Genomic DNA, 12,276 nt, shown 5'->3' with positions numbered 1-12,276 from the left:
CCCCCTCGGGTTCATATTTTCGAGCCGGTTCGGCCCGAGAAGATTTGGTTCCTGCTTTGCGCTTGTCCTTGAGTCGATAGCTTTCACCTGTCATCTGCACGATATGGGCATGATGTAACAGCCTGTCCAGCATGGCCGCTGTCAGTGTTTGATCATCCGCAAAGGTTCCGGCCCACTGGGTAAACGGCAAGTTACTCGTGAGGATCAGGCTGCCTTGCTCGTAGCGCTTGGCGACAACATTGAAGAACAGGTTGGCTTCATCACGACCAAACGGCAGGTAGCCGATTTCATCGATGACCAACAACCCAGGGGCCATCACCACACGACTGAAGTATTCCTTGAGCCGTTCCTGGCGGTGCGCAGCGGTCAGTTGCAGCATCAAGTCAGCCGCCGTGACGAAGCGGGTTTTGATACCGGCCATCACTGCCCGGTAGGCCAGGGCGATAGCCAGGTGGCTCTTGCCTACACCACTAGGCCCCAGGAACACGATGTTCTCGGCACGTCCAACAAAACTCAGTGCTGCCAGCTCCTGGAGCTGTGCCCGGGGGACGCCGGTGGCAAACGCGAAGTCGTATTGCTCCAGCGTTTTCACAGCGGGCAGCGCGGCAGTTTTCAGCAGGGCCTGTCGAGAGCGTTCACTTCGGGCATCGGTCTCGGCAGCCAGCAGCTTTTCGAGGAAGTCGGCAAAGCTGTCTTCGCCGCTTGCTGCTTGTTGGGCCAGGTGCGGCCAGTCCACCCCGACGCGCTCAAGCTTTAGCCCCTTGCATAGTTCTGTCAGGCGAGCATGTTGAAGGTTCATGCTCTCATCTCCAGCAGTTGCTCATAAACCGACAGCGGATGCTGCAAGCTCTCGTACGGCAGGACCCGTCCCAGGCGTAGGCCTTGGGCGGGTTGTGGGCGCAGGCTCTGTGTTGGCAGTGGTAATAGTACCTGCTGCTCTTGGGCCAGACGTACCGCCGGTTGAACACCCGTCGTGCCGTGAATCCGCTGATGAGCGACTTCGTCGAGCCATTGGCCGATATGTGCGTTGGCCGTCACCACATCCAGCGTCAGACCCGCACTCTTGAGCGTAGCGGCCAACGGGGTAATGAAACTGCCCTTCAGATACCCGTTGAAGCGCTCAACCTTGCCCTTGGTCTGGGCACGGTAAGGGCGGCAGACCTTGGGAATAAAACCAAACTCATCGGCCAGCGCAGCCAATCGGGGATGCCAACGGTGCTGGCCCTCCCCAAAAGCATCTCGCTCGGTGATGATGGTTCCGGCGTTATCAAACAATGCCTGCTCGGGCACGCCGCCAAAGTAAGCGAACGCCTCCCGAAGCCCTGTCAGCCAGGCTTCGCTGTCCTCTCGCTCGGAGAAACGGACAAAGCTTGCTCGACTAAAACCAAGTGTCGCCACGAACGCCTTAAGCGGCTGACGGCCTCGTCGAATGGTGGTGAAGTCCACCTGTATCTGCTTGCCGGGCAGTGTCTCGTCTGACAGGGTGCTGGTGAGCGGCCTGACGCCGAGTTGAGGGGTTGGTGTGCCTGGCCGGTATTCTCCTATGCACGGAACCGTTGTACTTAACTTACCACTAATGGAAGATTTCCAATTTTTTTCAAACTTTCTGATCAGACAAGATGGATTCTATGAAACTTAATTGCACTTTCTCTAAAATCAAGTTTGCGGCCTTAGCCGGTCTTACTGTCATTTCTCTGCAAGCACCCCTTGTTCATGCCGACGGTGGCGCTAATATAGGTGGCTCTCAAAACCAAGGAGACCCGATCGCGAGCCGTGGTGGTGCTAGTGGTGCCAAAGCTGGTGCTGGTGGTAGTGCCAATGCTGGGGGTGGGGGTGGTGCCAAAGCTGGACCGCAGCCATCCACCTGCTGTACTCCCACCGCTTGTATTACTCCTTGCCCATAAGACTGGATGATGGAGAGTTGCTGGCCCAAGGTATTGCTGATGGCGTCATTCAGGTGCCGAAAGAACACTCAAAATGACAGGACGGTGATTTCGACGGTTTGGGCGTACGTTAAATCACCGGTTGACATAATTTTTATTTGTGCAATTAGTGAAGCACTACTTGTAGCGGCTTGCAATCGAAAACAGCCGTGCTCGCAATCAGCGCAATTTTCGGCTCAGATTAACTGCGACTGACGGAGCCGTCTGGCTCAGATTAATTGCGAGCGAGCTTGGTAACGCTTTGCCATGCGAGCATCCAGCCAATCATGGCGGCAATTCTACCCCCACCGACTTTTCGTACAAAACCTAGCTCAAAATGGACGCCAAGCGTAGTTCCATTCCTGTTGACTCGTTGCTGCAATTGCGGCAACGGCTCGACCGCTTGCCAAAGAAAAGTCCGGAGCGGGCTACACAAGTGGCAGCAATAGCTGAGTTGTACGGCGTGTCCCCTAGGGAGACGCTGAACAATTAACCCGTTCGCACCGTCCCCATTTCCAAGCCGGTTTTTTTCAACCTGCCGGCCTTATTTTACGTTTCTCGGGCAGATTTCTGCCCTCATTTTGCTGAAAGGCGGGCCAGTCCCGTCTTTCAGACGGATTTATCCTGCCGCCTGTTGCAAATACCGCTTGGCCAGCATCAGATTGGCCAACCCAAACAAACTGAACAACTGCGCTGTATTCTTTTCCAACCCACGGTAGCGAACCTTGCGATGATTGAAGCGCACCTTGATTACCTGGAAGGGGTGCTCGACCTTGGCACGCAGTTGCGCCTTGGCATATTCAATTTTGCGCTTGACCCGATACAGCACGCTGCCTTCGCCGTGCTGCTTGTAACTGCTTGGCCGTGCTGCAATCGACCAGATAACGTCCCGTTCAGCATGCTCCGGTCGCTTGGCCGCACCGGTGTATCCAGCGTCACCCGAAACATAGGTTTCGTCACCGTGCAGCAACTGGTCAACCTGGGTGACATCCGCCACGTTGGCGGCCGTCCACAGCAACTTGCCGGTTGCCATCGCCCCGATCAGAGGCCTTTCCGCGGCGTTCCATGTCGCTGGCCACCGGCCCCAGATGCATGGTCGCCTCGCGATCTAGGCCCTGCGCCTTGAGACTGCGTGAATCGATCCGGGCATCTGAACCAGCGTTCTCCAGGGCGCGGTTAGCCATCCTCTCCCACAACTGGCGGATGGCGACCACTTCATCTGCTGCGGAACCAAGGCCCACGCTGCGGCGTTTGGTATCTGAAAGCTCGATGGTGGACTTTTCACCCATCACCAGCAGACCAGTTGCATCACGGCTGACCTGCCGGGTAGTGGTCATCACAAAGGCATGGTGGTTGCGGTTGTCGCCTTCACGATTTGGCAAGTGGATGGCCAAGTCAACGGCAACGCCGTAACGGGTGGCCAGCTCGATGCCAAACGCAGATGCCAGTTCTTGGCGCGCGTCTTCATCCAGTTCGGCGGGTAGCGCGATGATCCACTCGCGACCTGTCCGGCCATCCTTGCGCTTCTCTGCGGATTCGGCGGCGTTCCACAGAGCATTGCGCTCGGCACTGGTGCCGTCCGGCAACATGATTGCTGTGTAAAAAACACCATCGCGCCATGTGTAGTCATGGACGAGACCGGTACGCATATCGACCAGCTCAGTACCAGACCGATAGGCAGCCGCAGCAACGGACGAACGTCCGGCACTGCGTGCTATCGATTTTGTACTGGCGTGGAAGATGGCGATGGCTTTTGCCTCTGTTTTGGCTTGTGATCTTCCCCAAATGGGGGCGCTTCAGAAACCGGATTTTAAAGTACGTTAAGCTGATTTCAATCGTCATAACCGCCAGAATTCTCTGGTCTGTCACTTTTAGTGCTTTTTCGGTACCTGAATGACGCCATCAGCAATACCTTGGGCCAGCAACTCCATCATTTTTGCGAAACGAAAAAAACCTGGATATTGCAGGCAAATATAGTCCATTTGGATTTTTGATGAGCTGTCGAGCACCTGTTTGAAAGCCATCATATAGTCATAGCAGCCCTGAAGTAGCTGGCTATCGCCACTTTCTGTCGATGGAAATCGGCTGGCATAATCATGGACTGTCTTCGCCAGCTGGTGTTGCTCTGCGGATAAATCGAGCATTTTTTTGCCTGATGAAAGGGTTCGATACTGTTGACCAAGAGGCTGGAAATAATTCAGCAAGGTCACAGACGGTTACTGAACCAAGCAGCACCTCAGACATCTGCCTTAGTCGCCAGGTACTGCGACCAAACGCGTTTTACCTGGCTGACGCTGACCCCTGCCAGCCGAGCAGTCTCTGCAATGCTACACCCGCCGCTTTTAAAGGCAATGATCTGTTCATGCACTTTAGCATTCGGCTTGCGTCCTCTATATAGACCAGCGCTCTTGGCCAAGTCGATGCCTTGCCGCTGTCGCTCTCGACGGTCTTCGAAGTCGTCACGCGCTATTTGCAGTGCCACACGCAACAGCATGTCTTGTACGCCTTGCAACACCACCTTGGCGACGCCACCGGATGCCTCGGCCAATTCCGATAAATCGACGATGCCGGGCACCGCCAAACGTGCGCCCTTAGCCTTGATCGCACCCACAAGCTTTTCTGCTTCGACCAAGGGAAGACGGCTGATTCGGTCGATCTTCTCAGCGATGACGACTTCACCTGGTTGCAGGTCCTCGATCATGCGCAGCAGCTCGGGACGGTCGGATCGAGCGCCCGAGGCCTTTTCGCGATAGACCGCAGCCACGTAGTAGCCCGATGCTCGCGCATTGCCAATGATCGCTTCTTGGCGCAGCAAGTCCTGGTCTTCGGTACTGACACGCAGGTACACCCGCGCAACATTGAGAGTCGTCATTATATGGCCCATTTTGGTATACCTAAACGGGCCGAGCTTATCAGCCATGGCTCACTTGGTCTAAACGCAATCCTAAAGAGCCATTCCGAGGTGAGCTACCCTTTTGAGCCATACCGAACGCCCGAGGCAGGTCTTACGTTGGTATTTTGCTCCGTTGCTCCCAGCCCTCGGTAGTCCACTACGCTCAGTTAGCTAAATGATACTTCTTGATATCTTTTGCTATCTTGAGATATTTTCAGGATATTATGAGATATCTATTGATACTTTTAGGTGGCTTGTTATGCTTGGCTGAATATCTATCATTAGATAGCTTTTGATAGCCATAGGTATCCGGAGATATCGATATGCCAACAATCCCTTTTATCAGCCCCAAGGGTGGGGTAGGTAAAACCACCTCATGCCTAGCTCTGGCTACCCAGCTAGCCGCCAGAGGAGTAGGTGTGACAGTAATCGACGCTGACCCTAACTACCCGATCGCCAAATGGGCGGCGGGTGGGCATTGTCCTTCCAATATGACAGTTATCTCCGGAGTGACGGAAAACAACATCGCGAGCAAAATTCGTGAAGCTGCCAATCTCGATCCGTTCGTGATTGTCGACCTGGAAGGTACTGCCGCCAAAATTGTGGTGCTAGCGTTACAGGAGGCAGATTTTGTCGTTGTGCCGATGCAAGGGTCTTTACTGGACGCAGAGCAGGCGGGCAGGGCGGTTTCTCTGATAAACGATCAAGAGCTAGCTATGAGAAGGCATCTGCCAGGCTATAGCCTGCCATTCTCAATTCTGCTGACACGCACACCCCCTGCCTACCAAACCCGAACTATGTCCAATCTACGTAGGAGTCTTGTGGAGAAGCAGATTCCTATGTTCGAAACGGTAATGACAGAGCGTGAAGCCTTTCGAGCGATGTTCTCCTTTCAACAGCCTTTGGGTGATTTGAATGCTTCTGAGGTACCAGGCATCTATAAGGCTGTCGCAAACGCTGATGCATTCGCTGCAGAGCTCGTATCAAAACTCCAACCGGTGGGGGAGGTGAGTGATGACTGATAAACGAATCGACCCTTTTGCGAACTTGGGTAATTTCAAGCCGAAAGGGGAGGAGCAGCGTCCGGCAGACGTTGAGGTTATCGAAAAGATATCTAAAGATAACAATTTTCCTTCGCGGGCGGCGCCGGAAGCCAAGCCTGCAAAGCGTGCACGGTTTAACTCCAGTTCGCCAAAAAAACAGCTCAACATCAAGGTGACAGAAGCTTGTCATGATCGTTTCTATGAGATGGCCGAAAGACGCGGTATCAGAGTCCTTGGTGATCTAGTGAGCTTGGCCTTAGACGCGCTCGAAGAAAGGGACTCTCAAGTCAAATAGTGATGCGCGGTAGCAGTTACCTTGACCCATCCGCACTTTGGGCCTGATCCGGTCGAAGTGTCTGCAATTAATGTCCAAGAACCCGCGAGGCCGATTGCCGACTGGTCGGAAGCCCCGGAAGGCACAACGCACGTAATGCGTTCTCCAGGCAGGGATCGAGTGTGCTGGATCAGGATCGACGGCACAGCAGATGCCTTCTGGCGATGGCCAGGGGCAAAGAACTGGCGACCGTCTACCAATGGGCCGTCAACGTTGCTGAAAAACCCGAGCGTTTAACCACGTCCGGTCACCTGCTGAACTGTTGAAGGAAAACCCGCTGGAAAACGCGCGGGATTGAGCAAGATCACAAGGTTTATCAACGATTTACGAATGCACGGAAAACGGCATGGACAAATACACCAAGCAAGACCTCGATTCGGAAATCAGCGTCAAGCTGACGCTGCGTGACCTCATTATTCTGAGCTGGGGGCATGAGTCTGTTTCTTTCGTGCCTGGTAGCGAGGAAGAAGCGGAATTCCGCGACGCGGAGGCTAAAATTGACGCTGCATTGGCGACCCTGCGCGCTAAACGCGCCTGACACTGGAAAGCGCCCAGGTACACCACAAGCCCAGCCCTAAAAAGCTGGGCCGAGCGAGTAGAAGGACGCCAATTTTCGCGTCCGCGAAAAAAGGACAGAGACAATGAAGGTGAAGGCTGTAAAACCGGTTTGGTGCATCGCAATTACCTTCGGAGACGAAGAGAACAACGGCTTTGTGACGCTTGGCGGGGCAGGGTGGGAATCCCAGGTCTGTTGCCGCTGATGCAGAATTGACCCTGCTGCCGAAATTTCGCTGACCCAAGCTTATACTTCGTAAAGCGTTAGCAGGTCTTACTTTGGACTTAATACTTATGGGGCAATGCCAAGTCGGCAGTAGGGTCAATTCTGCATCAGCGGCAACACGCTGTTACAACTGTGTGCCGGGCTAAAACGTGAGAGCGGGTCACCTTTAAGTACTATTGGCAAATCACTTCTGCATAATCAGTTTGAGTACCTCCGCTGCCCGAGGCGCGCTGGCATGAGCACCTTCGGGCGCAAGAGCGTCGCTTTGAACTATTGTCTGCCCTGCATTACTAAGCTCCCTCAAGGCAATCCGAACGGCTTTGGATTGCGCCTCCGTCAATTTTTTGCCTTCGACAGTTATCTGTGCCTCGATCTGTATGGGGCTTGCCTTAATCATCATGTGTAGCAACATGCACACTGAGCTGATTACTATTGCAATGAAGATAAACGGCCCGATTCCATCAACGAGACGCGACTGCTCAATTTCCACGTCCATGAGATGTAAAATCATGGAGATCAGGACGTAACCAAAAAGAAGAATTACGCCGCAGGAAAGAGCGATAGCTTCAAGTTTTTGCAGTTTCGGTGTGACGTGGAAAAGAATAGATTTCAGCATGGAAAATTCCTTTGCAATAATTGTGAGACGTTGCTGGCCGTCCTCATGCTTGGGATGAGGTTCGTTATCCATTGTATGGATGCTAGCGGATCGAGCGAAAAACGCCTACAGCGGCAGTGGCTGTCCTTTGATTGCTCCTTACATCGCTGTTTTAAGCCAGAGACAGAGCGCTGGCCCAGTTGTCCATGGAAAGAGGAAAATCGTATGCTCCTTCTGACTCGCCGCGAAGGTGAAAATATTATGATTGGCGAAGGAATTCAGATCCAAGTCCTAAGCGTTTCAGAGGATACTGGGGATGTACGTATCCAGATTGAAGCTCCAGATGCCGTCGAGGCCCAGAGCAGAAACGTTGATAACGAAATGACCGATGGCAAGCCTGGTCCTGTTATTACTCATAAGCGCCGGTGGCGCTCGTTGGTCACTCGGTAGGAAGTTTGAATGACCAACCATATCAGGAGCACAAGATGGCATTGATGAGCGTTGAGCTGCTGCTGGATCAAGCTGAGGACGAGTACATGAGCGTAGACCAACTGGCCTTTTTCAAAGATCGGTTGGAGGTTAAAGCCGCAGAGCTTCGTGATCGCTTGCTCAGCTGTCAGGCCAGTTGCCAGATCGAGCGTCACCCGGACGAAGCAGACTTCGCTTCCGATGAGGAAAACAGAGCAGTGGCAGCAAGCATGATAGAAAGGGACAGACAGACGTTGAGCCATGTGCTTAAGTCCCTGGAAATTCTCGCTCTGGGCGACTACGGTTTTTGTCAGGAAACTGGCGAGGCCATAGGCCTAAAACGCCTGCTACTGGTCCCCGAGTCGTTGTACTCGGTCGAATCGATGCGTGTGCTGGAGGCCAAGGGAATACACCAACGCCAAGCGGCCCAGTAAAGTAGCCGCAGCGAAGTGATCCAGGAGAATTGCGATGACTGCAGAAAGTGTCGAGCGCGATGTGGCGATCTCAGAGCTTGCCAACCATTTGGAGCGCGATTTGATGCCTTGTCCGGCAGGACGTACCGCACTGCTGACGTGGATAGAAAAAAAGCTGGCTCAAATAGCGCTCAATCCTGTACCCACAGCAGCTGATGCTACGTGGTTGATCGAAAGCGCTTATATCCAATGGGCCGCTGCAGAGCCAAAGGGCTAAGGAACATTCTATGAACGCGATTCCTACCCCCGCCATGGGGTTCATAACCAGTACTGAGCCGCTTCAGGCCAAAGGCAATGGGTATGACTATCCCATCCTGGTTCGGATCGAATTCGAGCGACAGTCAGATGATTCAGTCCAATTGATTTCCCGGGGAGGGCACACAGGAACACTGATCAAAAATGCTAGAAGGGTGAACATCTCAAGCCACGACTGGGACAACCGCCCGTATGACCCCCTTGATAGCCTCGTCCTGACCCGGTGGGCTTTTTCAAAAGCGGGCTGGGTGCTTCGTGACGATGAGTAGGTCAGTGCCTATTGGCCTTAACCGACTAACGTTGCGCCAGCTCGTCGCGGACCTTCATGACGGTCGTAGTTGAACACGCAGCATGCCTCGCTACGGCGCGGATTCCGAGACCCGCAGCCAGCAGCTCACGCACTCGGTTACGCAGTTCTGCGTCTACGGGTCTGCCTTTGTAGACGCCTGAAGCTCTTGCCTTCTCAATCCCTTGTGCCTGGCGCAGTCTTCTTTGCTGATAGTCCTTCCTGGCAATCGCGGCCATCATATCGATCATCATGTAGTTGATGGCCGCCAGCATGCGGTCGGTGAACTCGTCCCCCGACTGGGCCGTCATGCCTTGATGACTGGTAGGCAGATCCACAGAGACGATCCGTATGCCTCGGTTATCGATTGCTGTTTTGAGGGATCGCCAAGCCTGGTCATCCATCCGCGACAGCCGATCGATGCTTTCCACCAGCAGCACGTCACCTCGGCGAGCATCTTTGAGTAGTCGGATTAATTCCGGGCGGTCGGCATGGCTGCCACTGGCATTTTCCATGTAGCACGATGCGATGGCCTTGCCGTAGCCGGAGACAAACGTTTCCAAATAATCGCGCGCTCGACTTGCGTCCTGGTCATCGGTCGATGCTCGAAGGTATGCACGAATGAACATCAGTAGATCCGTCTCATTTTGGGTGTAGTCAAATGATTGTATCAAATTGGGTGTGCGTTAAGTGCGCAAAGCTGAAATCGGGTCGTGCTGATTTTCGTGTCACTTGGGGTAGACCCTATATTGACATTTGTAGTAGCTACAACTGGTGACAAAATAGGTTGAGGACGTAACTGAACAAATGTAGCGACAAGTGATGACGAATCTAGCCAAAATCTTAGGCAAGCTGTCATAAACGTCATAAGGCGGCATTGCACCGCACAGATAGGCCTAAAGTGGTTCCGTTGATTGCTAATTCCGACACTGATCGCGAGTCGGCCTGCTCCGGTCTGCTGTCATGGTGCGCTCGCGGGCCATTCCACAGGCATAAAGAAACCGCCGCAGCGGGGTCATTTGAACAGCTCTGCATGAGTGCCTATATCAACAAAAATCACATCTGTTTTCGTAACCTGGTAGACCAGTAAGAAATCTCCTCGGATATGGCATTCTCGGTTACCCGCCCATTCGCCTTGCAATTCGTGATCTAGGTACTGAGCCGGCAACGTATCACCCTCCCAAAGCATTCTCATCACATCCCTGGCTTCGGTCATAGGCTGCCGGCCGGCATCATTGTGCCGCTTCCATGATTTCTTAAATTCAGGCGTGTACGCCGTTCTCTTTGGCAACGGGGCGCGCTTTAGATTTGCCGGTCTTGCGGGCTTCTTTGCCATCTAGATCCTCGAACAATTCGTCAATCGAGTCGAACCGACTGCGGATCTCACGGGCTTGAGCCAAAGCTCGAGCCGTTTTCTCGGAAGGCGCCTTCACTTCAAAAGGGAGCCCCCTGGTTTCCACAACTTGACGAAGAAAGAGACGCATCGCATCGCTCAGGCTCAGGCCGCAAGCGCTCAGCACTGCAGTAGCTCGCTCTTTCAAATCTTCTTCGATGCGGCAACGCACGTCGGTACTTTTCAGTAGTGCTGTCATAATATCACCTTTCAATGCTGTTTGTAGCTACATTGTTACTACGCTAATTCTGGGCCCTTTCGCAAGTAACTACAAGTAATCGCGCATCATTTCTGATCATCGGTCCAACCTGTGAAAGGCCTACAGCGAATTCCCACCGGCGGTGGAGACCGGCTGAATCGCAAGCCTATGTTCCCATCAGCGGTGCAAACCTGAACTCCCTCCTGGTATAGCAGGCATGAACGACTCGTTCAGCTTGACCCTGCGGCGAACGGTGGGCCTAGGACAGAAGTAGCTACATGTGGTGACGCTAATTACAATTTACAAGTTTAATCAAGTGTAGTTACATGTGATGACATAATAGATTTACTGGAATTATCTAATGTCCGTCCGTGATGATATGGTTTTGGCCACAGCTTCACAGATCCAGCAAACCTTCACTCCAACCCAAATAGCTCAGCTCATACGGTTGATCAGTCCTACATCGCAGTGCGCATTGATGAATCCACACGCGTTTGAGCGAGTGGTGACGTTTATGTCATGCAGCAGTGGGCACCGAGCCTATTCCGCAAAATCTCTGCATGCAGCCAGGCTCGTCCTGGTGATGGGGGCGAGCGTTGCAGAAGCGGCTGCTGATGCGGGATTAACAAGGCAGGTGGTACACAGACTCATGGCGCGCATCAAAGCGCGATTGGATGCTTCCCCTGATCACTCGAGCGACATCGGCGGTTCGACTTGTTCTGCAGCTGCAGGAGCTACGATCAGACAAGTTGAATCGCTCGAGCCAGATCGAGCAATGGGGGAGGAGAACGCTCTGTCCACCTGAGGCATACCTGGTTTGATCATTGCTCCACCCTGACGAGCGTTCCCCTCGCTGCGCTCAGGGCCGGGCTTTCGTGCTGCGCATCGAGCCAGGCCATGAAGCCGGCCCGTCTCGACCCTTCGGGCTTCAATCCTCGCCGGCAAGCCGGCTCTAACGCCTCCGGCCTCTCGGCCTGCGCGCTCCGCTTGCCGTCGCTGCCTGTACCTCCCGTATCACCTGCAGGCTTTGCTGCGCACCTTTCGCCGTGCGCTTGACGGTAGATCGAGCGCGGCACCTGACAAGGGTTCGGCTGCGCCCGCGACACTCCCCCGTTCAGACTCGCTTCGCTCCCTTAGCTGCGGCCTCGCATCGCGCCCTTGTCATGCACCTATGCGCCCGATCGACCTAAGCGCATCGGCGAAAGGCACTCAGCAAAGCCGGCACAGAGGTGAGACGAAATGAACAGACAAGCAAAGCAACAGCTGATGAAGCGCTTCACAAGCGGTCAGGTCGAGATCTGCAAAAAGCTGCTGAAACTGAGTCGCCAGGTACACAAGTTCAATGCCCGCGTCGAGTTCCTGGTGCTGACGTTCAAGCATGACCTGGCAGACGCCATAGTCCGGTATGAACTTTGGGACAACGGTTTCGAAGGCCTGGGCGAACGCCAGTTCGACAACTGCTTTGAAATGGGTGACTCGGCCGAGGTGATCGCCGAGCTAATCACCACAGCGCGTCGTGAAGGCTTCGTGGAAAAAATTCAGACCTGGTGCGGCAACGAATCGTTTGCCCGCTGGTGCAGCTACGCCGACCGCCAGGGCGACCTTTTCGCCGCTTAACCCCGCTTACGCCCGTC

Annotated in this window: 17 protein-coding genes and 3 pseudogenes; 10 read left to right on the top strand and 10 right to left on the bottom strand. The window is 54.0% G+C overall.

Annotation, left to right across the window (positions count from 1 at the left end; translation table 11 throughout):
- On the bottom strand, positions 1–799 hold a 799-nt coding region (gene istB, locus PCPL58_RS02070), incomplete at its 3' end, for an IS21-like element ISPsy4 family helper ATPase IstB (RefSeq protein WP_065348700.1).
- Positions 796–1,473: pseudogene (gene istA / locus PCPL58_RS02065) on the bottom strand (IS21-like element ISPsy4 family transposase); the annotation flags it as partial. The gene istB and the pseudogene istA, both read right to left, overlap by 4 nt.
- Positions 1,474–2,259: 786 nt before the next feature.
- Here istA and PCPL58_RS31915 point away from each other — a divergent pair.
- Positions 2,260–2,391, top strand: a pseudogene (locus PCPL58_RS31915) (hypothetical protein); the annotation flags it as partial.
- A 150-nt stretch (positions 2,392–2,541) separates the two neighbouring features.
- Here the strand turns inward: PCPL58_RS31915 and PCPL58_RS02060 are convergent.
- The 4 genes and pseudogenes from PCPL58_RS02060 to PCPL58_RS02045 form a co-directional block, all read right to left on the bottom strand.
- Positions 2,542–2,934 (bottom strand): annotated as a pseudogene (locus tag PCPL58_RS02060) (transposase); the annotation flags it as partial.
- Positions 2,897–3,640 carry a MobA/MobL family protein gene (locus tag PCPL58_RS02055; RefSeq protein ID WP_272939307.1) on the bottom strand — a complete coding sequence of 248 codons (744 nt, stop codon included), beginning with the start codon at positions 3,638–3,640 and terminating at the stop codon, positions 2,897–2,899. The pseudogene PCPL58_RS02060 and the gene PCPL58_RS02055, both read right to left, overlap by 38 nt.
- 153 nt (positions 3,641–3,793) lie before the next feature.
- Positions 3,794–4,066 carry an arylsulfatase regulator gene (locus tag PCPL58_RS02050; RefSeq protein ID WP_065348678.1) on the bottom strand — a complete coding sequence of 91 codons (273 nt, stop codon included), beginning with the start codon at positions 4,064–4,066 and terminating at the stop codon, positions 3,794–3,796.
- Positions 4,067–4,158: 92 nt separating this feature from the next.
- Positions 4,159–4,794: a recombinase family protein gene (locus PCPL58_RS02045; RefSeq protein ID WP_065348699.1), complete on the bottom strand. Its 636-nt coding sequence runs from the start codon at positions 4,792–4,794 to the stop codon at positions 4,159–4,161.
- A 344-nt stretch (positions 4,795–5,138) separates the two neighbouring features.
- Here PCPL58_RS02045 and PCPL58_RS02040 point away from each other — a divergent pair, with 344 nt between their 5' ends.
- The 3 genes from PCPL58_RS02040 (at position 5,139) to PCPL58_RS02030 (ending at position 6,730) form a co-directional block, all read left to right on the top strand.
- Positions 5,139–5,837, top strand: coding sequence for a ParA family protein (locus tag PCPL58_RS02040; RefSeq protein ID WP_065348698.1), 699 nt, complete (start codon positions 5,139–5,141; stop codon positions 5,835–5,837).
- Positions 5,830–6,153 (top strand): hypothetical protein, encoded by a 324-nt coding sequence (locus tag PCPL58_RS02035; RefSeq protein ID WP_007253135.1) that lies wholly within the window; start codon positions 5,830–5,832, stop codon positions 6,151–6,153. The genes PCPL58_RS02040 and PCPL58_RS02035 overlap by 8 nt, the downstream gene beginning before the upstream one ends.
- A gap of 385 nt (positions 6,154–6,538) precedes the next feature.
- Entirely contained in the window at positions 6,539–6,730 is a 192-nt protein-coding gene (locus PCPL58_RS02030; RefSeq protein WP_046720395.1) for a hypothetical protein, read from the top strand.
- 427 nt (positions 6,731–7,157) lie between these two features.
- Here PCPL58_RS02030 and PCPL58_RS02025 read toward each other — a convergent pair whose 3' ends face one another.
- A complete protein-coding gene (locus PCPL58_RS02025) occupies positions 7,158–7,661 on the bottom strand; it encodes a hypothetical protein (RefSeq protein ID WP_020339809.1) in 504 nt (167 codons plus the stop codon).
- A gap of 132 nt (positions 7,662–7,793) precedes the next feature.
- On the opposite strand from PCPL58_RS02025, the gene PCPL58_RS02020 reads away from it, so the two are divergent.
- From PCPL58_RS02020 to PCPL58_RS02005, 4 genes are read left to right on the top strand one after another with little or no spacing between them, the layout of a single operon-like run.
- Positions 7,794–8,018 (top strand): carbon storage regulator, encoded by a 225-nt coding sequence (locus tag PCPL58_RS02020; RefSeq protein ID WP_024421145.1) that lies wholly within the window; start codon positions 7,794–7,796, stop codon positions 8,016–8,018.
- Positions 8,019–8,053: 35 nt separating this feature from the next.
- Positions 8,054–8,470 (top strand): TraR/DksA family transcriptional regulator, encoded by a 417-nt coding sequence (locus tag PCPL58_RS02015; protein WP_057446102.1) that lies wholly within the window; start codon positions 8,054–8,056, stop codon positions 8,468–8,470.
- A gap of 34 nt (positions 8,471–8,504) precedes the next feature.
- Positions 8,505–8,726, top strand: coding sequence for a hypothetical protein (locus tag PCPL58_RS02010; RefSeq protein ID WP_057446101.1), 222 nt, complete (start codon positions 8,505–8,507; stop codon positions 8,724–8,726).
- A 10-nt stretch (positions 8,727–8,736) separates the two neighbouring features.
- Positions 8,737–9,033, top strand: a complete 297-nt coding sequence (locus PCPL58_RS02005) for a hypothetical protein (RefSeq protein WP_057446100.1) — start codon at positions 8,737–8,739, stop codon at positions 9,031–9,033.
- Positions 9,034–9,058: 25 nt separating this feature from the next.
- Here the strand turns inward: PCPL58_RS02005 and PCPL58_RS02000 are convergent, their stop codons facing one another.
- The 3 genes from PCPL58_RS02000 to PCPL58_RS01990 all read right to left on the bottom strand — a co-directional run bounded on the left by PCPL58_RS02000 (position 9,059) and on the right by PCPL58_RS01990 (position 10,642).
- Positions 9,059–9,679 carry a recombinase family protein gene (locus PCPL58_RS02000; RefSeq protein ID WP_005769724.1) on the bottom strand — a complete coding sequence of 207 codons (621 nt, stop codon included), beginning with the start codon at positions 9,677–9,679 and terminating at the stop codon, positions 9,059–9,061.
- A gap of 386 nt (positions 9,680–10,065) precedes the next feature.
- Positions 10,066–10,386 carry a type II toxin-antitoxin system YafQ family toxin gene (locus tag PCPL58_RS28790; protein ID WP_015060653.1) on the bottom strand — a complete coding sequence of 107 codons (321 nt, stop codon included), beginning with the start codon at positions 10,384–10,386 and terminating at the stop codon, positions 10,066–10,068.
- The gene (locus tag PCPL58_RS01990; RefSeq protein WP_003381772.1) at positions 10,313–10,642 is read right to left on the bottom strand and encodes a type II toxin-antitoxin system RelB/DinJ family antitoxin; all 330 of its coding nucleotides are present in this window, start codon (positions 10,640–10,642) and stop codon (positions 10,313–10,315) included. The genes PCPL58_RS28790 and PCPL58_RS01990 overlap by 74 nt, the downstream gene beginning before the upstream one ends.
- 361 nt (positions 10,643–11,003) lie before the next feature.
- Here PCPL58_RS01990 and PCPL58_RS31910 point away from each other — a divergent pair, with 361 nt between their 5' ends.
- Positions 11,004–11,447, top strand: coding sequence for a hypothetical protein (locus PCPL58_RS31910; protein ID WP_065348697.1), 444 nt, complete (start codon positions 11,004–11,006; stop codon positions 11,445–11,447).
- A 434-nt stretch (positions 11,448–11,881) separates the two neighbouring features.
- Positions 11,882–12,259: a hypothetical protein gene (locus tag PCPL58_RS01980; RefSeq protein WP_065348696.1), complete on the top strand. Its 378-nt coding sequence runs from the start codon at positions 11,882–11,884 to the stop codon at positions 12,257–12,259.
- The last annotated feature ends 17 nt before the right edge of the window (positions 12,260–12,276 follow it).

This window comes from Pseudomonas cerasi (assembly GCF_900074915.1).
Classification (GTDB): domain Bacteria; phylum Pseudomonadota; class Gammaproteobacteria; order Pseudomonadales; family Pseudomonadaceae; genus Aquipseudomonas; species Aquipseudomonas cerasi.
Note: the sequence above shows the minus strand (reverse complement) of the source record. Positions and strands in the feature narration are given on the sequence as shown.

Bases quoted from the DNA above. Each gene is read 5' to 3' on its own strand.
- PCPL58_RS02015 (WP_057446102.1), top strand. From the start codon at position 8,054: ATGGCATTGATGAGCGTTGAGCTGCTGCTGGATCAAGCTGAGGACGAG.
- PCPL58_RS02010 (WP_057446101.1), top strand. From the start codon at position 8,505: ATGACTGCAGAAAGTGTCGAGCGCGATGTGGCGATCTCAGAGCTTGCC.
- PCPL58_RS01990 (WP_003381772.1), bottom strand. From the start codon at position 10,642: ATGACAGCACTACTGAAAAGTACCGACGTGCGTTGCCGCATCGAAGAA.
- PCPL58_RS02040 (WP_065348698.1), top strand. From the start codon at position 5,139: ATGCCAACAATCCCTTTTATCAGCCCCAAGGGTGGGGTAGGTAAAACC.
- PCPL58_RS01980 (WP_065348696.1), top strand. From the start codon at position 11,882: ATGAACAGACAAGCAAAGCAACAGCTGATGAAGCGCTTCACAAGCGGT.
- PCPL58_RS31910 (WP_065348697.1), top strand. From the start codon at position 11,004: ATGTCCGTCCGTGATGATATGGTTTTGGCCACAGCTTCACAGATCCAG.
- PCPL58_RS02020 (WP_024421145.1), top strand. From the start codon at position 7,794: ATGCTCCTTCTGACTCGCCGCGAAGGTGAAAATATTATGATTGGCGAA.
- PCPL58_RS28790 (WP_015060653.1), bottom strand. From the start codon at position 10,386: ATGGCAAAGAAGCCCGCAAGACCGGCAAATCTAAAGCGCGCCCCGTTG.
- PCPL58_RS02050 (WP_065348678.1), bottom strand. From the start codon at position 4,066: ATGCTCGATTTATCCGCAGAGCAACACCAGCTGGCGAAGACAGTCCAT.
- PCPL58_RS02005 (WP_057446100.1), top strand. From the start codon at position 8,737: ATGAACGCGATTCCTACCCCCGCCATGGGGTTCATAACCAGTACTGAG.
- PCPL58_RS02035 (WP_007253135.1), top strand. From the start codon at position 5,830: ATGACTGATAAACGAATCGACCCTTTTGCGAACTTGGGTAATTTCAAG.
- PCPL58_RS02025 (WP_020339809.1), bottom strand. From the start codon at position 7,661: ATGGATAACGAACCTCATCCCAAGCATGAGGACGGCCAGCAACGTCTC.
- PCPL58_RS02030 (WP_046720395.1), top strand. From the start codon at position 6,539: ATGGACAAATACACCAAGCAAGACCTCGATTCGGAAATCAGCGTCAAG.
- PCPL58_RS02000 (WP_005769724.1), bottom strand. From the start codon at position 9,679: ATGTTCATTCGTGCATACCTTCGAGCATCGACCGATGACCAGGACGCA.
- PCPL58_RS02045 (WP_065348699.1), bottom strand. From the start codon at position 4,794: ATGACGACTCTCAATGTTGCGCGGGTGTACCTGCGTGTCAGTACCGAA.